We start from the raw sequence: 23,895 nt of genomic DNA, 5'->3' as shown, positions 1-23,895 counted from the left end.
TCAGACCCCTGCCTTGCCGAGGACCGTGGGCGCTTCCATGTCCTTGTGGAGTTCGAGCTGGTTGCGCTTGTTGGGGATGAGACCTTCGGGGCGCAGGCGCATCAGGATGATGAGGGCGACGCCGAAGGCGAGGAGCTGGTACTCGCCCAGGAACTGGAGCTTGTTGGGGAGCAGGAAGAGCAGTGATCCGCCGACGAGGGGGCCGGAGATGGTTCCCATGCCGCCGAGGACGACTGCGGCGAGCAGGAAGGCGGAGTTCGGGGGTACGGCGTTGGCGAAGACGTACTGGTCCGGGGTGACGGTGTAGTTCACGTGGGCCTGTACGGCGCCTGCGAGTCCGGCGAGGGTGGCGCCGAGGGCGAAGGCGATGAGCTTGACGCGGAAGCCGTTGATGCCCATGGCTTCGGCGGCGGTCTCGTCTTCGCGGATGGCGACCCAGGCGCGGCCGATGCGGGATTCGGAGCTTCGTCGGAAGACCATGACCACGATGAGGGTGATCAGGAGCATCAGGAAGAAGTAGTTGGCGAAGCGTCCGATGGTGAAGCCGGCGATGGTGTGGGGGGCGCCGAAGTCGAATCCGAAGAGGTCGACGTTGGGGATGTTGGCGATGCCGTTGGGCCCGTTGGTGATGTCGGGGCCGGAGACGCCGTCGAGGTTGTTCATGGAGATGCGGAAGATCTCACCGAAGCCGAGCGTCACGATGGCGAGGTAGTCGCCGCGCAGTCGCAGGGTGGGTGCGCCGATGAGGACGCCGAAGACCATGGAGGCGGCGGCGCCGATGAGGATGGCGGCCCAGAAGGGGAGCTGCACTCCGAAGGGGGAGTTGGGGGAGCCGGAGACCAGGGCCGCGGTGTAGGCGCCGACGCCGAGGAAGGCGACGTAGCCGAGGTCGAGGAGGCCGGTGAGGCCGACGACGATGTTCAGGCCGAGGGCGACGGTGGCGAAGATGAGGATGTTGACGCCGAGGGTCGCGTACTGGTCGTCGGACTGGGTGAAGGGGAAGGCGGCCGCTGCTGCGAAGGCGCCGACGAGGGCGACGTTGCGGTGGCGGGTGGTGAGGGTGGTGATGCGGGCCATGAGGCCGGCCTTGTTGAAGGCGGCGAAGCCGAACGAGGCGGTGATCAGGAAGCCGATGAAGAGTTCCTGGTACGGGGTGGTGATGCCGTACGTGAAGACGCCCAGGCCGACGGCGAGGACGCCGGCGATGATGAGGATCTCGGTCCAGGCGGGGAGCGCGCGGGCGGGCTTGGCCGGGCCGGAGGTGAAGGCGGCCTTGGCGCTGGTGACCTTGTTGCGCGCGTTGTGCTTGGACTGTTCCCAGCTGCTGTCGTCGGGGTCGGGTCCTTCGAGGACGGGGCGTTCGAAGGGGAGCGCGAGGGCGCCGGCGAGGGCGAGCAGGGTGACGATGGCGGCGATGCCGGCCCCGGGTTCGAGGTCGACGATGACGCCGTTGAGGCTGACGATCGAGAAGACCGTGTACCAGGTGGTGACGAACGCGGCGAGGGCCGAGAGCTTGATCGCGGCGTCGGCGCCTGCGGGGGTCAGCCAGCCCAGGCCCTTGATCCCGTAGGAGGAGAGGCCGAAGAGGGCGGTGAGGAGGCCGCCGACGAGGACGAGCCACTGGAGTCCGCCGGGGTATCCGACGACGGTGAGGTCGCCGGGGAAGGCGGTGGTCCAGGTCCAGGGGAGGAAGCAGGAGACGACGGTGAGGGCGCCGCCTGCGGTCGCGAGGGCGCGGCCGGTCTTCTCCGGGAGGGGGATGAATCCCTTGGCCTTGGTGGGCTCTGCGTTCATGGTCGTGGTGTCCGTGGTGGTGGTCGTCATGGTCATCACGCCCTGTCCGCGACGCGCTCGCCCAGCAGGCCTTGTGGCCTGAAGAGGAGGACGAGGATGAGGAGGACGAACGCCCAGGTGTTGCCCCAGGTCTGTCCGCCGAGCTGTTCGAAGCCGGGGATGTCGGCGACGTAGGCGGTGGTGAGGGTCTCGGCGAGGCCGAGGACGAGTCCGCCGATCATGGCGCCGTAGATGTTGCCGATGCCGCCGAGGACTGCTGCGGTGAAGGCCTTGAGGCCGAGCAGGAAGCCCATCTTGAAGTTGACTTCGCCGTACTTGAGGCCGTAGGCGACGGCTCCGACTGCGGCGAAGGCGGCGCCGAGGGCGAACGCGACCGTGATGATGCGGTCGGTGTTGATGCCCATGAGCTTGGCGGTGTCGGGGTCCTGCGAGGTGGCCTGCATGCCGCGGCCGGTGCGGGTCTTCTTGACGAAGAAGCCGAGGATGGCCATGGAGATGGGGGCGGCGAGCAGGAGGAAGACGTCACCGGTCTGGATGGTGATGCTGCCGAGGTGGAAGGGGCCGCCGGGGATCTCGGGGAAGACGACCTTCGACTTCGCGCCGGGGTACCAGGCCCATACGGCCTGCTGGAGTGCGAGGGAGAGGCCGATGGCGGTGATGAGCGGGGCCAGGCGGGGGGCGCTGCGCAGGGGGCGGTAGGCGAATCGTTCGGCGCCGACGGCTATGAGCGTGGCGACGATGATCGCGCCTATGAGCATGAGCGGGAGGGCGACCCACATGGTGGTGCCGCCGGGGAGCATGGTCCAGACGGTGAGGGCCCCGAATCCGCCGGTCATGAAGATCTCGCCATGCGCGAAGTTGATGAGCTGGACGATGCCATAGACCATCGTGTAGCCGATGGCGACGAGCCCGTACATGGATCCCAGTAGCAGGCCGTTGACCAGCTGTTGCGGCAGTTCGTGCACCGCAGGTCCTCCGAGTCTTTCGACGGATGTGACTCCGCGCGGGGCGCTTTGTGCGCGCCCCGCGCGGCAGGTTGGTGGTGCTCCCGTGGCCGGCCGTTCGAGCGGACTACCGGCTACGGGTGGGGTGGGTGACCGGTGAGGGTCAGCCGCCGAGGGTGCCCGACTCGACGGACTTCCACTCGGTGCCCTCGACCTTGTAGACGGTGAGCTGCTTGTTGGTGGCGTCACCGAACTCGTCGAAGGAGACCTTGCCGGTCACACCGTCGAAGGAGACGCCCTGGACTGCGGCGAGGACCTTGGCGCGGGCGTCGGCGGGGAGCTTGCCGTTGTTGGCGTCGACGGTGGCCTTGACGGCCTCGATGATCGCCCAGGCGGAGTCGTAGGAGTAGCCGCCGTACGCGGCGAAGGGCTCCTTGTATCCGGCCTTGGTGTAGTTGGCGACGAAGTCCTTGGCGGACGGCAGGCTCTCGACCGGGGCGCCGACCGAGGTGGCGAGGTCGCCCGCGGCGCCGGCGCCGGCGAGCTCGACGTACTTCTTGTCGTAGATGCCGTCACCTCCGACGAGCGGGATGTTGGCGCCGGAGGCCTTGATCTGCTTGGAGAGCGGGCCGGCCGCGGGGTACTCGCCGCCGTAGTAGACGACGTCGGCGCCGGAGCTCTTGACCTGGGTCACGATGGCGCCGAAGTCGGTGCTCTCCGGGTCGATGTGGCCTTCGCCGGCGATCTTGCCGCCGAGCTTGGTGAACTCGCCCTTGAAGGTGCCCGCGAGGCCGGCGCCGTACGTCTTCTTGTCATCGATGATGAAGACGTTCTTCTTGCCGGCCTTGTTGAAGAGGTACTGCGCCGCGAACGGGCCCTGGATGGCGTCCGTGGTGGCGGTGCGGAAGTAGCTCTTGTAGGTGCGGACCTTCTCGCCGGTCGCCCACTTCGGTCCCTGGGTGAGGGAGGGGCTGGTGTTGGCGGGGGAGATCTGGACGAGCTTGGCGTCGTCGAAGACCTTCTGCATGGACTCCGAGACGGAGGAGTTCAGCGGGCCGACGACGCCGAGGACGTCCTTGTCGGCGGTGAGCTTGGTGGCGTTCTGCTGGCCGGAGGAGGCCTGGGCCTGGTCGTCGAGGGCCTGGATCTTGAAGGTGACGCCCTTGACGTACTTCTTCTCGTTGGCCTGCTTGGCGGCGAGGTCCGCGGAGTTCTTGATGCCGAGGCCGAGGGCGGAGAGGTCGCCGGTCAGCGGGGCGTCGACGCCGATGACGACCGTGGTGTCGCCGCTGGCGGCGTCGTTGGCCTTGTCTCCGCGCGATCCGCAGGCGGTGAGGGTGAGGGCGCCCGCGGCGAGCGCGGCGGTCACGGCAATGAGAGAACGCTGACGCACGATCAGTCCTTTCCTGGCACTGCGTCCCCCGTGGGACGCACCGTGTCGAACGCGGGGAACCGAACTGAAAGGAATCCGGCTGGTCGCGGTGACTGGCCGTGACTCTAAGCGGGTCTTGGGACGTTATGGAGGGCTGAGGCCAATGATGTGACTCTCTTGTTATGCCACGGCGTAATACATAGCGGATCTCTGCGGGTGGAAAGGGGGAAATCCGGCCGGTTCGTCTTGTCCGCATGCTGAGACGGGTGAGGACCGTTGAGTGGTTTGAGTACTGTCACGCCAGGACTCTGGGCCCTTTTGGTCATGACGGCGGAGGGGTGCTCGCGTCTCGATCTTCGGGACAGGCCCTGGTCAGGGCGGTGGAGAGATCCTTCGCATAACGGTCACCGGGGATGTAGCTGTGATCCTCTTTTTCAAACCCATTACTTAGGGTTACTTCGAGGAATGGGAGTCCGGAATTCCGTGCCACATGCACGCAGTCTGTGACCCGAATCCGTACGGCGAGGTCACGGGCCTCGCCCGGGGCGAGCGTGGCCGGAAGTGGTGGCCTGACCTCCAGCGTCAGCGCCCGCGAGGGCTGCTCCAGCCGCTCCAGGGTGATGGCCGGACCGGCCGAGGCGCGCACACGGACGGTGAACTCGAACACCGCGGCGGAGGGGTCCTGCGCCGAGCCCGGCGCGGGCCCCGGCGCGGGCTCCTGCGCGGGCTCCTGCGCGGCCGGACCGGCGTACGCGAGGGAGAACGCCTGCGAGGGCGCGGGCGGCCTGTACGGGGCGGGGCGCGGCCGGGCCGCGTACAGCGCGGCGCCGCCGGCGAGGACGGCGGACACGCAGGTCAGCGCCCCGAGGGCCAGGACGGCCCGCCGGTGGCCCTCGTAGGCCTCGCGGACCCGCCGGACGGCCGGGGGCGTGCGCGGCGGCCGGGGGGCGGTGTGCGGGCTCCCGTGGCCGTCGAGGGACTCGGTGCCCTCCCCGGGCTCCACCGGGCCGATGCCGCCGCTCACTGCCAGGGACCGTCCGTCGGGGCGCCCGACCGGTAGCGGTCCGCGCAGCGGCGCTCCGCCTCCCGGGCGGTGAGCTCGTGCGCGGCCGCCGGGCCCTTGGCGTCGCGCTCGGCGCGGGCGTCGGCGAGGACGGCGCGCAGGATGTCGTTCTGGCCGCCGGACAGGCCCATGGCCTGGTAGTCGAGGTGGACGGCGTCCTTGCCCTCGCCCGCGTCGAGGACCACGCCCGCCCAGTGGGTGATCAGGCGGGTGCAGAGGTCCTGGGGCGCCGGTGGCGCGGAGGCCGTGGGGCGTGGGGTGGCGGGCCCGCCGCCGGCGCAGCCGAGCGGTGCGGCGGCCAGCAGCGCCGTCGTCGCCGCCGCGGCCAAGGCGCGCCGCGGCGCCGGTCCGGATCCCATGCGGGGAACGCTAGACGGGCGCCGCGGCGAGGGCAACGGCTAGTTGTTGCCGTCCTGTTGCGGGTTCGCGTCGCGCAGCAGGCAGGTCAGGCGGGCGGTGCAGACCCGGCGGTCCTGTTCGTCCGTGATGACCACCTCGTAGGTGGCGGTGGAGCGGCCCCGGTGCACGGGGGTGGCGACGCCGGTGACGAGGCCGGAGCGGGCGCCGCGGTGGTGGGTGCAGTTCAGGTCGACGCCGACGGCGACCTTGGTGATGCCGCCGTGCATCATCGCGCCGACCGAGCCGATGGTCTCGGCGAGCACGGCGGAGGCCCCGCCGTGGAGGAGGCCGTAGGGCTGGGTGTTGCCCTCGACGGGCATGGTGGCGACGACGCGCTCGGCGGAGGCCTCCAGGATGCGGATGTCCATCCGCTTGCCGAGGTCGCCCGCCGAGAACAGCGCGGGCAGGTCGATGCCCAGGGCCGTGTACTCGTCGAGGACCTCCTGCGGGAACTTCACCGCGTGCTGCTGCTCGCCCATGGGCCTACTCCGTTCGTCAACGTTCGTTAACCATCTTGTCCTGGGAGCGTTCTATCAGGACGGCTCGAAGCGCACGACGACGGACTTGCTCGCCGGGGTATTGCTGGTGTCCGCCGTGGAGTCGAGGGGCACCAGCACGTTGGTCTCGGGGTAGTAGGCGGCGGCGCAGCCGCGGGCGGTCGGGTAGTGCACGACGCGGAAGCCGGGGGCGCGCCGCTCCACGCCGTCGCGCCACTCGCCGACGAGGTCGGTGTACGAGCCGTCGGCGAGCCCGAGTTCGGCGGCGTCCTCGGGGTTGACCATGACCACGCGGCGGCCGCCGGTGATCCCGCGGTAGCGGTCGTCGAGGCCGTAGATGGTGGTGTTGTACTGGTCGTGGCTGCGCAGGGTCTGCAGGAGCAGGCGCCCCGGCGGGAGGTGCGGGTACTCCACGGGGGCGGCGGTGAAGTTCGCCTTGCCGGTCTTCGTGGGGAAGCGGCGCTCGTCGCGCGGGGCGTGCGGGAGCTGGAAGCCGCCGGGGCGGGAGGCGCGGGCGTTGAAGTCCTCGAAGCCGGGGACGACGCGGGAGATCCGGTCGCGGATGGCCGCGTAGTCCCGCTCGAACTCCTCCCAGGGGGTCGCGGAGGCCTCGCCGAGGACGGCGCGGGCCATGCGGGCCACGATCGCCGGTTCGGAGATCAGGTGCGGGGAGGCCGGGGCGAGGTTGCCGCGGGAGGCGTGGACCATGCCCATGGAGTCCTCGACGGTGACGAACTGTTTGCCTGACGCCTGGACGTCCTTGTCGGTGCGGCCGAGGGTGGGCAGGATCAGGGCGCGCCGGCCGGTGACCGCGTGGGAGCGGTTGAGCTTGGTGGAGACGTGGACGGTCAGGGAGGCGCGGCGGATCGCGGCCTCGGTGACCTCGGTGTCGGGGGTGGCGCCGACGAAGTTGCCGCCCATGGCGAAGAGCACCTTGGCCTCGCCGTCGCGCAGGGCCTGGATGGAGCGGACCACGTCGAAGCCGTGCTCGCGGGGCGAGGTGATGCCGAATTCCTTGTCGAGCGCGTCGAGGAAGGCGGGTGCGGGGCGCTCGAAGATCCCCATGGTGCGGTCGCCCTGGACGTTGGAGTGGCCGCGGACGGGGCAGACGCCGGCGCCGGGGCGGCCGATGTTGCCGCGCAGCAGCAGCAGGTTGACGACCTCGCGGATGGTGGCGACGGAGTGCTTGTGCTGGGTCAGGCCCATGGCCCAGCAGACGATGGTGCGCTTCGAGGCCAGGATCATGGCCAGGGCGCGCTCGATGTCGGGGCGGCTCAGGCCGGTGGCGGTGAGGGTCGCGTCCCAGTCGGTGTCCTTGGCGGCGGCCGCGAACTCCTCGTAACCGTGGGTGTGTTCGCGGATGAACTCCTCGTCGGTGGCGCCGCCCGCCTCGATGACCAGCTTGTTCAGGAGGCGGAAGAGGGCCTGGTCGCCGCCGATGCGGATCTGGAGGAACAGGTCGTTGAGGGCGGTGCCCTTGAGCATGCCGAGGGGCGTCTGCGGGTTCTTGAACCGCTCCATGCCGGCCTCGGGCAGCGGGTTCACCGAGATGATCTTCGCGCCGGCGGACTTGGCCTTCTCCAGGGCGGAGAGCATGCGGGGGTGGTTGGTGCCCGGGTTCTGCCCGGCGACGATGATCAGGTCGGCCTGGTGGAGGTCTTCGAGGGAGACGCTGCCCTTGCCGATGCCGATGGTCTCGTTCAGTGCGGAGCCCGAGGACTCGTGGCACATGTTCGAGCAGTCGGGCAGGTTGTTGGTGCCGAACTCGCGGACGAACAGCTGGAAGAGGAAGGCCGCTTCGTTGCTGGTGCGGCCCGAGGTGTAGAAGAGGGCCTCGTCGGGGGAGGCGAGGGCCTTCAGCTCCTCGGCGATGATCGTGAAGGCCCGCTCCCAGCTCACGGCCTCGTACCGGCCGGAGCCTTCCGCCAGGTACATCGGCTGCGTGATGCGGCCCTGCTGGCCGAGCCAGTAGCCCGAGCGCGTCTCCAGGTCGGCGAGCGGGTGCTCGGCGAAGAACGCGGGGGTGACCCGGCGCAGGGTGGCTTCCTCCGCGACGGCCTTGGCGCCGTTCTCGCAGAACTCGGCGGCGTGCCGCTTGTCGCCCTCGGGCCAGGCGCAGCCGGGGCAGTCGAAGCCGTTCTTCTGGTTGACCTTGAGGAGGGTGCGGGCGGTACGGGCCAGGCCCATCTGCTCCTGCGCGATCCTCAGGGTGTGCCCGATCGCGGGCAGGCCGGCGGCCGCGTGCTTGGGGGGCGTCACCTGGGGTGCGTCCTGTACGGGATCCCCTGTGGGCGGCTTGGTGGCCATGTCGCTCCCCTTTGAGCAGTCCGCTGTCTACACCTCCGATCCTGTCACGCTCCGTCCGCGGCGCCGAAGCCGGATTTCGCCGGCCCTTCGCCCGGGCCCTTCGCCCGGCCTCGCCGGCCGGCCTCTTCGCCCCGCCTCTTCGCCCTGCCTCTTTGCCCCGCCTCTTTGCCCCGCCGCGCAGCCCGGCCGGATTTGTCGGTGGCGGCGCCTAGGATCGGGGGCGTGGCAGATTCAGCATCGAAGAAGACCGACCAGCCGACCGCAGCGGACCGCCCCCGCCTGATGCTCATGGACGGGCACTCCTTGGCGTACCGGGCGTTCTTCGCCCTGCCCGCGGAGAACTTCACCACCGCGACGGGGCAGCCGACCAACGCCATCTACGGGTTCGCGTCGATGCTGGCGAACACGCTGCGCGACGAGGCGCCCACGCACTTCGCGGTGGCGTTCGACGTATCGCGCAAGACGTGGCGCTCGGCGGAGTTCCCCGAGTACAAGGCGAACCGTTCCAAGACCCCCGACGAGTTCAAGGGGCAGGTGGAGCTGATCGGCGAGCTCCTCGACGCGATGAGCGTGCCGCGCTTCGCGGTCGACGGCTTCGAGGCCGACGACGTGATCGCGACGCTCGCCACCCAGGCCGAGGCCCTCGGCTTCGACGTGCTGATCGTCACCGGCGACCGGGACTCCTTCCAGCTCGTCTCCGAGCACACCACGGTGCTCTACCCGACCAAGGGCGTCTCGGAGCTCACCCGCTTCACCCCCGAGAAGGTCGAGGAGAAGTACGGGCTCACCCCCCAGCAGTACCCGGACTTCGCGGCCCTGCGCGGCGACCCGTCCGACAACCTCCCCGGCATCCCGGGCGTCGGCGAGAAGACCGCCGCCAAGTGGATCACCCAGTTCGGGTCGTTCGCGGAGCTCGTCGAGCGCGCCGAAGAGGTCAAGGGCAAGGCCGGGCAGAACTTCCGCGACCACCTGGACGCCGTGAAGCTCAACCGGGTGCTGACCGAGATGGTCAAGGACGTCGCCCTGCCCAAGACCCCCGCCGACCTGGCCCGCGCCCCCTACGACCGGACGGCCGTCACCGGAGTCCTGGACGTACTGGAGATCCGCAACGCCTCCCTGCGCGAGCGGCTGCTCGCCGTCGACCCGGGCGCGGCCGAGCAGGAGGCCCCGGCCCCGGCCGCCGCCGCGGTCGAGCTGGACGGCTCCGTGCTCGGCGCCGGCGAGCTCGCGCCGTGGCTGGAGAACCACGCGGGCGCCCCGCTCGGCATCTCCACCGTCGACACCTGGGCGCTCGGCACCGGCAACGTCTCCGAGATCGCGCTGGCCTCGGCCGGCGGCGCCGCCGCCTGGTTCGAGCCGTCCGCGCTGGACGAGGCCGACGAGCGGGCCTTCGCCGCCTGGGCCGCCGACGCCGCCAGGCCCAAGGTGGTGCACAACGCCAAGGCCCTCATGCGGGTCTTCCCCGAGCACGGCTGGACCCTGGCCGGGGTCGCCATGGACACCGCGCTCGCCGCCTACCTGGTCAAGCCCGGCCGCCGCTCCTTCGCGCTGGACGTGCTCTCCCAGGAGTACCTGCACCGGGAGCTGGCGCCCGCCGCCGCCGACGGGCAGCTCGCCTTCGGCGCCGACGACACCGCCGAGGCCGAAGCCCTGATGGCGCAGGCCCGCGCCGTCCTGGACCTCGGCGACGCCTTCGCGGTGAAACTGCCCGAGCTGGGCGCCGCCGAGCTGCTCCACGACATGGAGCTGCCCACCTCCGAGCTGCTCGCCCGGCTGGAGCGGGCCGGCATCGCCGTCGACCAGAGCCACCTCGAAGCGATGGAGCAGCAGTTCGCCGCGGCCGTGCAGCAGGCGGTGAAGGAGGCGCACGCGGCGGTGGGCCACGAGTTCAACCTCGGCTCGCCCAAGCAGCTCCAGGAGGTGTTCTTCGGCGAGCTGGACCTGCCGAAGACGAAGAAGACCAAGACCGGCTACACCACCGACGCCGACGCGCTCGCCTGGCTGGCCACCCAGACCGACCACGAACTGCCCGTGCTCATGCTCCGCCACCGCGAGCAGGCCAAGCTGCGGGTCACCGTCGAGGGCCTGGTCAAGATGATCGCCGCCGACGGCCGGGTGCACACCAGCTTCAGCCAGACCGTCGCCGCGACCGGCCGGCTGTCCTCCACCGACCCCAACCTGCAGAACGTGCCGGTGCGCACCGACGAGGGCCGGGCCATCCGCCGCGGCTTCGTCGTCGGCGAGGGCTACGAGTCCCTCATGACCGCGGACTACAGCCAGATCGAGCTGCGCGTCATGGCGCACCTCTCCGAGGACGCGGGCCTCCTCGAAGCCTTCCAGTCGGGCGAGGACCTGCACACCACCGTCGCCTCCCAGGTGTTCGGCGTCGAGCGCTCCGAGGTCGACGCCGAGATGCGGCGCAAGATCAAGGCCATGTCCTACGGCCTGGCCTACGGGCTCTCCGCGTTCGGCCTCGCCCAGCAGCTGAACATCGAGCCCGGCGAGGCCCGCGGCCTGATGGAGACCTTCTTCGAGCGCTTCGGCGGGGTCCGGGACTACCTGGGCCGCGTGGTCGAGGAGGCCCGCGCGACCGGCTACACGGCCACGGTCTTCGGCCGCCGCCGCTACCTCCCGGACCTCAACAGCGACAACCGCCAGCGCCGCGAGGCCGCCGAGCGGATGGCGCTGAACGCCCCGATCCAGGGCACCGCCGCCGACATCGTCAAGGTCGCGATGCTGCGCGTGGACAAGGCGATCACCGGGGCCGGACTGAAGTCGCGGATGCTGCTCCAGGTCCACGACGAAATCGTGCTGGAGATCGCCCCCGGGGAACGCAAGCAGGTGGAGGAACTGGTGCGCCGCGAGATGGCCGCCGCCGTCGACCTGCGGGCCCCGCTGGACGTGTCCGTGGGCGTCGGCCCCGACTGGGAGTCCGCCGCGCACTGAGCGCCCGTGCCCGGGCCCGTGGTCCGGGCAGCGCCCGTCCCCGCCTACGCGGTGGGGACGGGCGTTTTCGCGTCCGCGTCCGTGTCCCCGGCCGGGCCCGCTCCCGCGGACGAGCGGGCGCGGACCCGCCGTTGGTGCAGGCGCACGAGGGCCCCGTACAGCAGCAGCCCCACGGCGAGTCCGCCGCCCGCGCCGAAACAGATGGTCGGGATGATGTCGAGCGGGGTGCGGATCCGGTCGAAGAAGGTGAAGAAGCGCAGCACGCGCAGGGTGACCCCGACCGCCGCGCAGCCGAGGACCAGCGCGAGCGCGCCCCACACCCCGGCCCGGTCCAGCACCGGGACGGACACGGGGGCCGGCGCGTCCGGCAGCCGGCGCAGCGCGGTCACCGTGAACCACACCAGGAAGCAGGCCGAGAGCGCCGAAGTCCCGTACTGCAGGTACGAGTAGAGGGGCAGCCCGAAGGCCAGCGGCTCGCCCAGCTCCGGCAGGGTGCGCGTCCCGAAGCGGTCGACGTGCGTGAAGCCGTCCCACACCACGTGCGTGAGGGAGCCGATGACCGCCGAGAGGTAGAACCAGAGGGCCAGCGCGGGCAGTCGGCGCCCGCGCCACTCCTCGCCCCGGACGAAGGCGTGCACCCTGCCCTGCCGGGCGCGGGGCAGCAGTGCGATCAGCGGCTCGCGCAGCAGCAGCCAGCACCCCGCGAGGACGGCGGTCAGTACCGCGTCGGCGGTCAGCACGCCGGGCAGGGAGTGCGTGAACGTGCCGTACGGCCTGAGCCCCGGGACGACCGCGTCGGCGAAGTAGAAGGTGTCCGGAGCGAACGACCCGAGGATCAGCGCCGAGCCGACCAGGGGGCCGCGCGCACGGCCGGACCGGCGGACGGCCGGAAGTACGGCGGCCGCGTGGCTGAGGGTGAACGGCATGGAACCTGTCTCCGGGGCTCGGCTCATGGACTGCGTCCAGTATGGGTGGTCTGCGGAACTCATGAGGAAATCGTGAATTCCGGCTCGCGATGCGTGCCCTGTCCAGCGAGTTGACGTAGGGTCACGCGGACGTCGAGGGGGAGGGGGGTCCGGCTGATGGCGGCTCGGATTCGTATACCGGCAGGCGCATCCGCGGGGATATCCACGCGGTTCGGCCGGGTGGTGCGCAAGGGTGGGGCGGCCGTGCTCGTCTCCGCCGTCGTGGCCGCGGTGCTGACCGCCTCGCAGGGGCCGCTCGCGGCCGGCGCCGATGCCTCACCGGTCGCGGAGCCCGCGCCCGCACCCGTGCCCGACGGCTCCGCGGGGGACAGTTCCTACTTCACCGCCCTGCCACCGCTGCTGAGCCCCGAGCCGCCGGCCGTGCTGCTGCCCGAGGACGGGGCGGTGGCGGCGCCGCCCGTCGTACCGGCCGCCGCGGATCCGGGACCGCGCACCGAGCCCGCGGCCACGGGCGGGGCCGAGGGCGCCCAGGGGATACCGGCGAGCGTGCTCGCCGCGTACCGGGGCGCGGAGCAGACGGTCGCCCGGAACGACCCCGGATGCGGACTGCGCTGGCAGCTCCTCGCGGCGATCGGCAAGGTCGAGTCCGGGCAGGCGCGCGGCGGGCAGGTCGACTCCGCCGGTACGACGCTGCGGCCGATCCTGGGGCCCGTGCTCGACGGCAACGGCTTCGCGAACATCTCGGACACCGACGGCGGGACCTACGACGGGGACCCCCGCTACGACCGTGCGGTCGGGCCGATGCAGTTCATCCCGTCCACGTGGGCCTCGTGGGGCCAGGACGCCAACGGCGACGGCCGGCGCGACCCCAACAACGTGCACGACGCCGCCCTCGCGGCGGGCCGCTACCTCTGCGCCGGTACGCGTGACCTGCGGGTGGACGCGGATCTGGACCGGGCCGTGCTGTCGTACAACCAGTCCTCCGCGTACCTGCGGACGGTGCGGTCGTGGTTCACCTATTACCTGAAGGGTGCGCACGAGGTCCCGGACGGCCGGGGCGGCGGGAGCGGCAGCGGGAACGGGAACGGGAACGGCGGCACCCCGGTGGTGACACCTCCGAAGCCGAGCCCGAGCCCTACGCCCACCCCCACCCCTAAGCCGACACCCACCCCGACGCCTTCGCCGAAGCCGACGCCGAGCCCGACGCCGACGCCGACGCCGACTCCGAGCCCGACGCCCACGCCGAAGCCGACGCCCACCCCCACGCCGAGCCCGACGCCCACGCCGAGTCCGACCCCCACGCCGACCCCCACCCCGACTCCCACGCCCACCCCGAAGCCGACCCCGAGCCCCACCCCGAGTCCGAAGCCGACCCCGACCCCGTCGCCTACGCCGTCCGCGAAGCCCACGGCTTCGGTCTCCCCGTCGCCGAAGCCCAAGCCGTCGGCCAAGCCCTCCGCGTCGCCGTCCGCGCCCGCCGCCGGTCCGGCGCCCACGGCGACCCCCTGACGCACGCAGCCGCCCCGCCCCCGCTCCGAGCGGGGGCGGGGCTTCGGCGTGCCCGCCCGTTCGGAGCGAGGGTCCCGCCGCCGGGCCGCGAGCGGGCCGCCGCGAGGTCAGCGCGCGAGCAGTGGCGCAAACGGTTCTCATCTGTCACCCGCATTGCTACGGTGCCACCGCCCTGACACCCCATCAGATTCCGGAGGCCCCGGCATGCGCGCATTCGTCGCCGCCGCCAGCGGTCTCGTCCTCGCGGCGCTCCTCGTCTTCGCCATCACGGCGACGGGGGCGCCGGAAGGCAAGACCTCACCGAAGCCCCTGCTCACCACCGCGCCCGCCGCGCCCGGAAAGTAGAGGAGGGCCCGGCCATGCGACGCAGAGCAAGCCTCGTCCTGCTAGCCGTAGCCGTGTTCTGTGCAGCCCTCGCACCGCTGCTGCGCTGGTACGCGTACCCCAGGCTCGCGAAGATCCCGCCGAACCAGTACCAGGAGATGGTGCTGGAGGCGAAGGACGCGACCCTCGTCGACTACTCCACCCTGCAGCCGAAGAAGGTCGACAAGGTCACCATCGTCCAGACCCTCAAGGGCAACGTCGAGGCGTCGAAGGAGATCGAGGCCAGCGCCGGCAAGGACGTCGTGGTCTGGGACACCCTGACGTACATCATGGATCCGGACGGGAAGATGGTCTCCCAGATCCCCGAGCGCTACATCTTCGACGCCCACAGCCAGGACCCGGTGCACGCCACCGGCGAGGCCGTGGACGGGGACCCGGTCAAGCGCGAGGGCATCGAGTTCAAGTGGCCCTTCTTCACCGAGCCGCGGGACTACCTCTACTTCGACGCGCAGACCCGTACCTCCTCGCCCATCCACTACGTGGGCCCGCGCAAGTTCAAGGGCATGGACGTCTACTACTTCGAGCAGACCGTGCCGTGGACGAAGGTCGGGCTGCCGAAGAAGATGCCGATCGAGGCCATCGACCCGGCGACGTTCGAGCAGACCACCGGAACCAGCCTCTGGTACACGACCAAGGCGATGTTCTGGGTCGACCCGGTGACCGGGGCGCCCGTCAACGCCGAGCAGGAGATCCAGCAGGAGATGCGCGGCGGGAGCATCGCGGGCAACGCGCCCGACGGGAAGCTCACCGTCTTCGCCGGGCACGTGAAGATCCGCGAGGACTACAGCGACTACACCGTCGACCTGGTCAAATCGAACCGGGTCATGGTCCTCGCGCTGCACACATACGCCCCGATCGGCCTGGCGGCCGGCGGGCTCGCGCTCTTCGCGCTGGCGCTCTGGCTGGAGGCCCGCGGCCGGCGCCCCCGCGACGAGGAGCCGTTCACCGCTTGAGCCGGGCGTTCGTGTACCGGGTGGGCTCGGCGGTCGCCGGGTCCTCGGGCCACGGGTGCTTGGGATAGCGGCCGCGGAGCTCGGCGCGGACGGCGCGGTAGCCGCCCTGCCAGAACGACGCCAGATCGGCGGTGACCGCGGCGGGCCGCCCGGCGGGCGACAGGAGATGGACGAGTACGGGGACCCCCGCCACCCGCGGGGTCTCGGCCAGCCCGAACAGCTCCTGCAGCTTGACCGCGAGTACAGGCTGCCCGTGCTCGGCGCCGTAGTCGACGCGGATCCGGGAGCCGCTCGGCACCTCGATCCGCTCCGGAGCCAGCTCGTCGAGCCGGGCGGCCTCGCCCGTGGCCCAGGGCAGCAGCCGGTTCAGCGCCTGCCCGGCCTCGATCCGCGCGAGGTCCCCGCGACGGCGGGCCCGCGACAGCTCGGGCTCCAGCCAGGCGTCGGCCCGCTCCAGCAGCTCCCCGTCGTCCGCCACATCGGGCCAGGGCGGGCCGAGCGTGCGGTGCAGGAAGCCGAGCCGGTCCCGCAGCGCCCGGGAATCCGGGGTCCAGCGCAGCAGGCCGAGCCCCTCGGTGCGGAGTCCCTCGATCAGGGCGGCCCGGACGAGGGCGCGGTCGGGGTCGCGCAGGGGCCGGGCGGTCAGCTCGATGGCGCCGAGCCGGGTGACCCTGCGGGCCACGAGGTCGCCGTCCTCCCAGTGCACCTCTTCGCCCTCGCGGAACAGGTGACCCGCCGCGGTGCGCGCGGTGTCCTCGTCGATGAGTGCGGCCAGCCGGACCCCTGCGGAGGCGGAGTGCGGGGGCCTGTCGGCGACGGCGACGGCCAGCCAGGGCGCGCTGCGCAGCCCCGACCCCTCGCCGAGCTCGGCCCCGGTCCCGGAGGCCATGAGGAAGGCGCCCTGGCCCTTGGCCCTCGCCACCCGCTCCGGGAACGCCAGCGCGGCAACCAGCCCGGCGGCGGCGTCGTGGGGGACGGGCCCTGCGGGGCTTTCCCCCACCCCGCCCCTTCCCGAAACGGGGGCTCCGCCCCGGACCCCGGACGTGCGCTGCGCGCCCGTGCCCTCGAACGCCGGGCGGGCTGGATTCTCCAGCCCCGTCGCAGGGCCGCGCTCACCCGCCGCGCGCTCCAGGCGTCTGGCCTCCGCGCGCCAGCGGGATGCGTACGGGTCGCCGCCCGCCAGGGCGCGGCGCCAGGCCGCGGCCAGGTCGTCGCCGTACTCGCGCGGCGGCTCCTCGCTCAGCAGGGCCACCAGTTCCGCCGCCCGCCGGGGGCCCAGCGCGGCGGAGCCGTCGAGCAGGGCCCGGGCCAGGCGCGGGTGCAGGCCGAGCCGGGCCATCCGCAGTCCGCGCGGGGTCGGCCGCCCGGCCGGGGACACCGCGCCCACCGCGAGCAGCACCTCCCGGGCCGCGGCCATCGCTCCGGCCGGCGGCGGATCGAGCAGGGCCAGGCCGGTCGCGTCCGGGTCGCCCCAGCAGGCGGCCTGGAGGGCGAACTGCGCGAGGTCCGCGATCCGGATCTCGGGGGAGGGGTACGCGGGGAGCCGCCCGTCCTCCGCTTCGGCCCAGCACCGGTACACCGTGCCCGGGGCCTCGCGCCCGGCCCGGCCCGCACGCTGGCGGCCGGCCGCGCGGGACGCCCGTACGGTGGCCAGCGCGCCCAGGCCCCGGGCGTGGTCCACCCGGGGTTCGCGGGCCAGCCCCGAGTCCACGACGATCCGTACGCCGGGCACGGTCAGGCTGGACTCCGCGACGGCGGTGGACAGGATGACCCGGCGGTGCGGCGCGGGGGACAGCGCCGCGTCCTGGACGGAGGCCGGAGCGCGCCCGTGCATCTGGAGCACCTCCGCGTCGACGCCGCCGAGCTGCCCGGCGACCCGGGCGATCTCACCGACGCCGGGCAGGAAGCACAGCAGGTCGCCGGAACGTTCCGCCAGCGCCCGCCGCACCACCGAGGCCACGTGCGTCAGCTGCGCCGGATCCACCCGCATCCCGTGCGGCGGCCGCACCGGGCGGACCGGCGGTGCCCACACGGTCTCCACCGGGTGGGAGACCCCGGCGGCCTCCACGACGGGGGCGTCCCCCAGGAGGCGGGCCCAGCCGGCCGCGTCCGTGGTCGCCGACGCGGCGAGGAGCCGCAGCTCCGGGCGCAGGGTCTCCCGTACGTCCAGGAGGAAGGCGGCGACCGTGTCGGCGTCCAGGTGCCGCTCGTGGCACTCGTCCAGGATCACCAGGTCGGTTCCGGAGAGCTCCTGGTCGCGCTGGAGTCGCTGGAGCAGCACCCCGGTGGTGACCACCTCGATCACGGTGGACGGCCCGACCACCCGCTCCCCGCGCACCGTGAAGCCCACCGAGGCTCCGACCTGCTCGCCCAGCAGCCAGGCCATCCGCCGGGCCGCGGCGCGGGCCGCGATCCGGCGGGGTTCGGCGACCACGACCCGGCGGCGGGGGCCGGGGGCCGATCCACTGCCCGCCGGTCCCACCAGCCCCGCCAGCACCAGGGGCACCAGCGTGGTCTTGCCGGTGCCGGGCGGGGCGCACAGGACGGCGGTGCCGCGGGCGTCCAGCGCGGCGACGAGCTCGGGCACCGCTTCCCGTACGGGGAGGGAGTCGAGGTCGGCCGTGCGGGGCTCGGGCGTGCGCGTCATGCGCTCAGTCTCGCTCGCAGACGAAGATCGCCGTACCGGGGATCAGGTTGCCGCGCAGCGGGGACCAGCCGCCCCACTCCTGGCTGTTCCACGCGGGCCATTCCGGCTCGACCAGGTCGACGAGGCGGAAGCCGCCCGCGACCACGTCCCGTACCCGGTCGCCGAGGGTGCGGTGGTGCTCCACATATACGGCGCGGCCCTGCTCGTCCTGCTCGACGTACGGGGTGCGGTCGAAGTAGGAGGCCGCGACGGACAGCCCCTCGGGACCCGGCTCGTCGGGGAAGGCCCAGCGGACGGGATGGGTGACGGAGAAGACCCAGCGGCCGCCGGGACGCAGGACGCGGCGCACCTCGCGCATGACGTTCACCGGGTCGGCGACGAAGGGGACGGCCCCGTAGGCGGAGCAGGCGAGGTCGAAGGAGCCGTCGCGGAAGGGGAGGCGTCCGGCGTCGGCCTCGACCAGGGGGACGTCCTCGCCGATCCGCAGGGCGTGCTGGAGCTGGCGGTGCGAGAGGTCCAGGGCGACGGGGCGGGCGCCCTGGGCGGCCAGCCAGCGCGAGCACTGGGCGGCGCCGGCGCCGATCTCCAGGACGTCCTTGCCCTTCAGGGAGGAGACGGGGCCGAGCAGCGCCGCCTCCGCCTCGTCCAGGCCCTCGGGTCCCCAGACGAAGCGGTCGTCGCCGAGGAAGGCTCCGTGCTCGCTCTGGTAGTCGTCGGCGTTGCGGTCCCACCAGCTCCGGCTCGCCCGGCTGCTCTCCGCTTCGCCCGCGTCACGCCGCGTGGCCTCGGAATCGTCCTCGGCGGCCGATCCGGCCTCGTACGCCTCTTGGGGGGCGCAGTCCTCTTGGTTCATGGGGCCCGTCGTCGTAGTCTGCGAATGTCTGCGGAAAGCGGGCTGGAAGGGCCATCGGCGCCTGCCCGCCCGCTAATTGTGCCGGTTGTGCGGTGATCCGCCCGGGGTGTGCGCCTTCGCGCATTGACCCTGTCCGGCTGCCCCCGTATGCTACAAGTTGCGCTGCGAGCCTGTGCTCCTCAGACCTAGCAGGCTGCGCTTGTATCTGTTGATGTCCCCTCGGTTTTCGAGGCCCCCACCCCGCATTTCGCGGAACTGGGGCTTCCTTGGCTGTCCGGCTTCTTCGGCAGATGCCGATAAGGGCTCCCGGCGTAGCAGTACCTACGACTTTCTGTCCGTAACCGGAGCCCTTACCCACATGACGAGCAGCACCGAGACCACCGCAACCACCCCGCAGGTTGCGGTCAACGACATCGGCGACGCGGACGCGTTCCTCGCGGCGATCGACGCGACGATCAAGTACTTCAACGATGGCGACATCGTCGACGGCGTCATCGTCAAGGTTGACCGGGACGAGGTTCTCCTCGACATCGGTTACAAGACCGAAGGCGTCATCCCGAGCCGCGAGCTCTCGATCAAGCACGACGTCGACCCGAACGAGGTCGTCAAGGTCGGCGACGAGATCGAGGCCCTGGTTCTCCAGAAGGAGGACAAGGAAGGCCGCCTGATCCTCTCGAAGAAGCGCGCTCAGTACGAGCGTGCCTGGGGCACCATCGAGAAGATCAAGGAAGAAGACGGCATCGTCACCGGTACCGTCATCGAGGTCGTCAAGGGTGGTCTCATCCTGGACATCGGCCTCCGCGGCTTCCTGCCGGCCTCTCTCGTCGAGATGCGTCGCGTCCGCGACCTCCAGCCCTACGTGGGCAAGGAGCTCGAGGCGAAGATCATCGAGCTGGACAAGAACCGCAACAACGTGGTCCTGTCCCGCCGTGCCTGGCTCGAGCAGACCCAGTCCGAGGTTCGCCAGACGTTCCTCACCACCCTGCAGAAGGGTCAGGTCCGCTCCGGCGTCGTTTCCTCGATCGTCAACTTCGGTGCCTTCGTGGACCTGGGTGGCGTCGACGGTCTCGTGCACGTCTCCGAGCTGTCCTGGAAGCACATCGACCACCCGTCCGAGGTTGTCGAGGTCGGCCAGGAAGTCACCGTCGAGGTTCTCGACGTGGACATGGACCGCGAGCGCGTCTCCCTGTCGCTGAAGGCGACGCAGGAAGACCCGTGGCAGCAGTTCGCCCGGACGCACCAGATCGGTCAGGTCGTCCCGGGTAAGGTCACCAAGCTGGTTCCGTTCGGTGCGTTCGTCCGCGTGGACGAGGGCATCGAGGGTCTGGTCCACATCTCCGAGCTGGCCGAGCGCCACGTGGAGATCCCGGAGCAGGTCGTCCAGGTCAACGACGAGATCTTCGTCAAGGTCATCGACATCGACCTTGAGCGTCGCCGGATCTCGCTGTCGCTGAAGCAGGCCAACGAGTCCTTCGGTGCCGACCCGGCGTCGGTCGAGTTCGACCCGACCCTGTACGGCATGGCCGCGTCTTACGACGACCAGGGGAACTACATCTACCCCGAGGGCTTCGACCCCGAGACCAACGACTGGCTCGAGGGCTTCGACAAGCAGCGCGAAGCCTGGGAGGGCCAGTACGCCGAGGCGCAGACGCGCTTCGAGCAGCACCAGGCCCAGGTCATCAAGAGCCGCGAGGCCGACGAGGCCGCCGCTGCCGAGGGTGCGGCCGCTCCGGCCGCGGGCAGCAGCAGCAGCAGCGCCGGTGCGGGCATCTCGGGTGGTTCGTACTCCTCCGAGGGTGCGGACGAGACCTCTGGCGCCCTGGCGTCGGACGAGGCCCTCGCCGCGCTCCGCGAGAAGCTGGCCGGCGGCCAGAGCTGATCGCAGCAGCGCAGCGTGAGCTGAGCTGATCTTCACCGACAAGGCCCGTCCCCTCAGGGGGGCGGGCCTTGCCGCGTTGGCACCGCCCGCTCCGGCGAATACCGACCGCTCCGGTCAATACCGTCAACTGGGGAATGGTCACGGGTCCTTGGACGTTCTTGCCAGAGAACGCGGCGGAGGAGGAGTGGTGGCGGTGCTTGATCCACAAGGTTTGTACGAATGGGACGCCAAGGGCCTGGCGGTGGCCGACCTGGCGCTCGCCCAGGACTCGGCCGGGCTGGTCATGCTCTACCACTTCGAGGGGTACATAGACGCGGGCGAAACCGGCGAGCAGATCGTCGAGCGGCTGCTCGACACGCTGCCCCACCAGGTCGTGGCCCGGTTCGACGCGGACCGCCTGGTGGACTACCGGGCACGCCGTCCGCTACTCACCTTCCAGCGCGACCACTGGACGGAGTTCGAGGAGCCCGCGCTCGAGGTGCGCCTCGTCCAGGACGCCACGGGCGCGCCCTTCCTGCTGCTGTCCGGCCCCGAGCCGGACGTGGAGTGGGAGCGCTTCTGCGTCGCCGTCCGGCAGATCGTCGAGCGCCTGGGCGTGCGGCTCTCGGTCAACTTCCACGGCATTCCCATGGGCGTCCCGCACACCCGTCCCGTCGGGATCACCCCGCACGGCAACCGGACCGACCTCATGCCGGGACACCGGAGCCCCTTCGACGAGGCCCAGGTCCCCGGCAGCGCCGAGTCGCTGGTCGAGTTCCGCCTCGGCCAGGCCGGGCACGACGTGCTGGGCGTCGCCGCCCACGTACCGCACTACGTGGCCCGCTCCCCGTACCCCGACGCCGCGCTGACCGCCCTGGAGGCGATCACCGCCGCGACGGGGCTGGTCCTGCCGTCGGTCGCGCACGCGCTGCGCACCGAAGCGCACCGTACCCAGACGGAGATCGACCGGCAGATCCGGGAGGGCGACGAGGAACTGGTCAGCCTGGTGCAGGGGCTGGAGCACCAGTACGACGCGGCGGCCGGCGCCGAGACCCGGGGCAACATGATCGCGGAGCCCGCGGAGATCCCGTCCGCGGACGAGATCGGCCTCGAGTTCGAGCGGTTCCTGGCGGAGCGCGAGGGCGAGGGCTGAGGGCGGGTCCTCCGGCCGGGGTTTCTGGCTGGGGGGCCTTGGCCGGCGGGCCCCGGCCGGCGGGCCCGGCCGTGGTTCCGGCCGCGGGTTCTCGTCGGGGGTCTGTACGGGGCCCAGGACGCGGGGGTTAGTCTGCCGGGCATGTTGAAAGTTGGTCTGACAGGCGGAATCGGCGCCGGCAAGAGCGAGGTCTCGCGGCTGCTGGCGGGGTACGGGGCGGTCGTCGTGGACGCCGACCGGATCGCGCGGGAGGTCGTGGAGCCGGGTACGCCCGGGCTCGCGGCGGTGGTGGCCGCCTTCGGGGAGTCCGTGCTGACCCCGGAGGGCGGGCTGGACCGGCCCGGGCTGGGGTCGATCGTGTTCGCGGACCCGGAGAAGCTCAGGATCCTCAACGGGATCGTGCACCCGCTGGTCGGGGCCCGGTCCGCCGAGCTGGAAGCCGCCGCGGGGCCCGACGCGATCGTGGTGCACGACGTACCGCTGCTCGCGGAGAACGGGCTCGCGCCGCTGTACGACCTGGTCGTCGTCGTGGACGCGGCTCCCGCCACCCAGCTCACCCGGCTCACGGAGCTGCGGGGCATGCAGGAGTCGGAAGCCCGGGCCCGGATGGCCGCGCAGGCCACGCGGGAACAGCGGCTGGCCGTGGCCACGCTCGTGATCGACAACGACGGGCCGCTGGAGGCGCTGGAGCCGCAGGTGCGCAAGGTGTGGGAGGAGCTCACGGCGCGGGCGGCGGGCGGCGCGGCCTGACGGATGACCCGTGAGGCATGACGTGTGAGGCATGACCCGTGACGTGTTCACGGAATAGCGGGCGGTGTGCGGGGCGTTGAACGCGCCTGTAGAGGGAAGGAACAGACCGTGTCCGACACCACGCCGCAGCTCCCGCCGCCCTCGCGGTCCTCGTCGCCCGAGACGCACGTCATCGACTACCGGGCCGCGGAGCAACTCCTCGCCGCGCGCGACCCGCGCGGTGCGGTGAAGTTGCTCGACTCGGTCATAGCCGCCCACCCGGAGAACACCGCGGCCCGGCTGCTGCGCGCCCGGGCCTTCTTCGCCGCCGCCCAATTGCGGCCGGCGGAGCTGGAGTTCGAGATCGTGCTGGAGCGGGAGCCGGACAACGCGTTCGCCCACTTCGCGCTGGCCCGCACCTACGAGCGCGCCGGCCGGCCCGACCAGGCCCGCAAGCACTTCCGGCTCGCGGCCGCCCTCGACCCCCAGCCGGACTACCTGGCGGCGGCCCGCTTCGAGAAGTAGCCGGGCGGGGCCGGGGCCGGGGCAGGCCCGGGGGCCTAGTGGCCGGGGGGTTCGTACGGGGGGACGTCGCGGCCCGGCTGGTAGTGCGGGCCCTGACGCATGCGGTGCAGCACCACGGCCAGGTCCACGGCCGCGAGCACGGTGACGACGGCGCAGGCCGCGGCCCACCCGGGCCGGGCGGCGAGCGAGAACGCCGCCGCCCCGGCGCCGGACCAGACCATCCCCCACAGGCTCAGCCAGAAGCGCAGCCGCAGCGCGCTGCGGGCGGTCACCGGCTCGTTTCCGGTGCGCACGGCCATCACCGCCTCCAGGTCGTCCCCCGCCCCGGTCTCCCCGCTCCTTCCATGGTCCCACCCCGCCGGGACCGGGGGTGGGGCGTCAGGGGTTGAGCTTGTTGACGGCCTTGACGGTCGTCTTCTTGAAGGCCGGGAGGGGGGCCTCGTTCAGGTACCCCATCTGCCCCCACTTCACGACGGTCACGGTGGAGCCGTCGCGGCCGATGCCGTACAGGTGCACGCCGGGCTCGGATTCCGGCATGGAGGTGTGTACCCCGTAGACGTGCGCGCCCTCCTCGACAGTGAGCTTCCCGTAGTCCTGCCAGGAGGCCGTACCGCCCGGGGTCTTGCGCAGCCAGTCGGCGGCGCAGGCCGCCACCTTGCGCTCCAGGGCCGCCGCGAGCTTGACGGCCGCCGCGTCGGAGGACGTACGTACGGACACCTGCACCGCGCCCGTGTCGAACTCGGTGGAGAAGTCGCGGTACCAGCTCCCGGCGGTGGGGAGCACGCCCTCCACGCAGAACGGCGCGAACTCGGGCAGCCCCTTGGTGACCTTCCCGGCGTACCAGGGGGAGCCGGGGTGCGGGGGCAGGTCGGCCCCGGCCAGGAACCCGGGCGCGGTGACGGCGGCCGTGGAGGTGGCGGAGGCGGTGAGGACGAGGGCGGTGGCGGCGGCCGCGGTGGCCGCGAGGGCGGCGGCGGTGCGGGCGGTGCGTCGGAACATGGTCGGTACTCCCCGTGTGGTCCGTGACGGTCTGTGT

The 23,895-nt window shown here is 71.9% G+C and carries 20 protein-coding genes; 8 read left to right on the top strand and 12 right to left on the bottom strand.

The window, feature by feature from the left end; all coding sequences use genetic code 11:
• The 7 genes from ACFWNV_RS19715 to ACFWNV_RS19685 form a co-directional block, all read right to left on the bottom strand.
• The gene (locus tag ACFWNV_RS19715) at positions 1 to 1,824 is read right to left on the bottom strand and encodes a branched-chain amino acid ABC transporter permease (protein ID WP_383948367.1); all 1,824 of its coding nucleotides are present in this window, start codon (positions 1,822 to 1,824) and stop codon (positions 1 to 3) included.
• Positions 1,825 to 1,829: 5 nt separating this feature from the next.
• On the bottom strand, positions 1,830 to 2,759 hold the full coding sequence (locus ACFWNV_RS19710; protein ID WP_383948364.1) for a branched-chain amino acid ABC transporter permease: 930 nt from the start codon (positions 2,757 to 2,759) through the stop codon (positions 1,830 to 1,832).
• A gap of 142 nt (positions 2,760 to 2,901) precedes the next feature.
• Positions 2,902 to 4,131 carry a branched-chain amino acid ABC transporter substrate-binding protein gene (locus tag ACFWNV_RS19705; RefSeq protein WP_383948361.1) on the bottom strand — a complete coding sequence of 410 codons (1,230 nt, stop codon included), beginning with the start codon at positions 4,129 to 4,131 and terminating at the stop codon, positions 2,902 to 2,904.
• 301 nt (positions 4,132 to 4,432) lie between these two features.
• The gene (locus ACFWNV_RS19700; RefSeq protein WP_383948359.1) at positions 4,433 to 5,134 is read right to left on the bottom strand and encodes a Tat pathway signal sequence domain protein; all 702 of its coding nucleotides are present in this window, start codon (positions 5,132 to 5,134) and stop codon (positions 4,433 to 4,435) included.
• Entirely contained in the window at positions 5,131 to 5,532 is a 402-nt protein-coding gene (locus ACFWNV_RS19695) for a hypothetical protein (protein WP_383948356.1), read from the bottom strand. Before ACFWNV_RS19695 ends, ACFWNV_RS19700 begins: the two co-directional genes overlap by 4 nt.
• A 39-nt stretch (positions 5,533 to 5,571) precedes the next feature.
• Positions 5,572 to 6,051: a PaaI family thioesterase gene (locus tag ACFWNV_RS19690; RefSeq protein ID WP_383948353.1), complete on the bottom strand. Its 480-nt coding sequence runs from the start codon at positions 6,049 to 6,051 to the stop codon at positions 5,572 to 5,574.
• A 54-nt stretch (positions 6,052 to 6,105) separates the two neighbouring features.
• A complete protein-coding gene (locus tag ACFWNV_RS19685; RefSeq protein ID WP_383948350.1) occupies positions 6,106 to 8,376 on the bottom strand; it encodes an FdhF/YdeP family oxidoreductase in 2,271 nt (756 codons plus the stop codon).
• 222 nt (positions 8,377 to 8,598) lie between these two features.
• Between ACFWNV_RS19685 and polA the strand changes: the two genes are divergently transcribed.
• On the top strand, positions 8,599 to 11,322 hold the full coding sequence (gene polA / locus ACFWNV_RS19680; protein WP_383948347.1) for a DNA polymerase I: 2,724 nt from the start codon (positions 8,599 to 8,601) through the stop codon (positions 11,320 to 11,322).
• 44 nt (positions 11,323 to 11,366) lie between these two features.
• Here the strand turns inward: polA and ACFWNV_RS19675 are convergent, their stop codons facing one another.
• Positions 11,367 to 12,311 carry a DUF4184 family protein gene (locus tag ACFWNV_RS19675; protein ID WP_383948344.1) on the bottom strand — a complete coding sequence of 315 codons (945 nt, stop codon included), beginning with the start codon at positions 12,309 to 12,311 and terminating at the stop codon, positions 11,367 to 11,369.
• A gap of 93 nt (positions 12,312 to 12,404) precedes the next feature.
• Here ACFWNV_RS19675 and ACFWNV_RS19670 point away from each other — a divergent pair, with 93 nt between their 5' ends.
• The 3 genes from ACFWNV_RS19670 to ACFWNV_RS19660 all read left to right on the top strand — a co-directional run bounded on the left by ACFWNV_RS19670 (position 12,405) and on the right by ACFWNV_RS19660 (position 15,094).
• Positions 12,405 to 13,757 carry a lytic transglycosylase domain-containing protein gene (locus ACFWNV_RS19670; protein WP_383948341.1) on the top strand — a complete coding sequence of 451 codons (1,353 nt, stop codon included), beginning with the start codon at positions 12,405 to 12,407 and terminating at the stop codon, positions 13,755 to 13,757.
• 204 nt (positions 13,758 to 13,961) lie between these two features.
• Complete coding sequence (locus ACFWNV_RS19665) at positions 13,962 to 14,102, top strand: SPW_0924 family protein (RefSeq protein WP_250744997.1); 141 nt, start codon at positions 13,962 to 13,964, stop codon at positions 14,100 to 14,102.
• 14 nt (positions 14,103 to 14,116) lie between these two features.
• Positions 14,117 to 15,094, top strand: a complete 978-nt coding sequence (locus tag ACFWNV_RS19660; RefSeq protein ID WP_383948338.1) for a DUF3068 domain-containing protein — start codon at positions 14,117 to 14,119, stop codon at positions 15,092 to 15,094.
• On the opposite strand, the gene ACFWNV_RS19655 is transcribed toward ACFWNV_RS19660, so the two are convergent.
• Positions 15,084 to 17,741: an ATP-dependent RNA helicase gene (locus tag ACFWNV_RS19655; protein WP_383948335.1), complete on the bottom strand. Its 2,658-nt coding sequence runs from the start codon at positions 17,739 to 17,741 to the stop codon at positions 15,084 to 15,086. The genes ACFWNV_RS19660 and ACFWNV_RS19655 overlap by 11 nt on opposite strands.
• Before the next feature lie 4 nt (positions 17,742 to 17,745).
• Entirely contained in the window at positions 17,746 to 18,594 is an 849-nt protein-coding gene (locus tag ACFWNV_RS19650; RefSeq protein ID WP_383948332.1) for a class I SAM-dependent methyltransferase, read from the bottom strand.
• Positions 18,595 to 18,952: 358 nt separating this feature from the next.
• On the opposite strand from ACFWNV_RS19650, the gene rpsA reads away from it, so the two are divergent.
• The 4 genes from rpsA (at position 18,953) to ACFWNV_RS19630 (ending at position 22,859) form a co-directional block, all read left to right on the top strand.
• A complete protein-coding gene (gene rpsA / locus ACFWNV_RS19645; RefSeq protein WP_383948329.1) occupies positions 18,953 to 20,473 on the top strand; it encodes a 30S ribosomal protein S1 in 1,521 nt (506 codons plus the stop codon).
• 193 nt (positions 20,474 to 20,666) lie between these two features.
• Positions 20,667 to 21,605 carry a PAC2 family protein gene (locus tag ACFWNV_RS19640; RefSeq protein ID WP_383948326.1) on the top strand — a complete coding sequence of 313 codons (939 nt, stop codon included), beginning with the start codon at positions 20,667 to 20,669 and terminating at the stop codon, positions 21,603 to 21,605.
• 141 nt (positions 21,606 to 21,746) lie between these two features.
• Positions 21,747 to 22,355, top strand: a complete 609-nt coding sequence (gene coaE, locus ACFWNV_RS19635) for a dephospho-CoA kinase (protein ID WP_383948323.1) — start codon at positions 21,747 to 21,749, stop codon at positions 22,353 to 22,355.
• Between the two features lie 108 nt (positions 22,356 to 22,463).
• Positions 22,464 to 22,859: a tetratricopeptide repeat protein gene (locus ACFWNV_RS19630; protein ID WP_383948320.1), complete on the top strand. Its 396-nt coding sequence runs from the start codon at positions 22,464 to 22,466 to the stop codon at positions 22,857 to 22,859.
• Positions 22,860 to 22,894: 35 nt separating this feature from the next.
• Here the strand turns inward: ACFWNV_RS19630 and ACFWNV_RS19625 are convergent, their stop codons facing one another.
• Entirely contained in the window at positions 22,895 to 23,158 is a 264-nt protein-coding gene (locus ACFWNV_RS19625; protein WP_383948317.1) for a DUF6343 family protein, read from the bottom strand.
• A 79-nt stretch (positions 23,159 to 23,237) separates the two neighbouring features.
• Positions 23,238 to 23,858, bottom strand: coding sequence for a hypothetical protein (locus tag ACFWNV_RS19620; protein ID WP_383948314.1), 621 nt, complete (start codon positions 23,856 to 23,858; stop codon positions 23,238 to 23,240).
• Between the last annotated feature and the right edge of the window lie 37 nt (positions 23,859 to 23,895).

Source organism: Streptomyces sp. NPDC058401, assembly GCF_042722885.1.
In the GTDB taxonomy this organism is placed as follows: domain Bacteria; phylum Actinomycetota; class Actinomycetes; order Streptomycetales; family Streptomycetaceae; genus Streptomyces.
The sequence above is the reverse complement of the archived record's forward strand: the minus strand, read 5'-3'. Positions and strand labels throughout refer to the sequence as shown.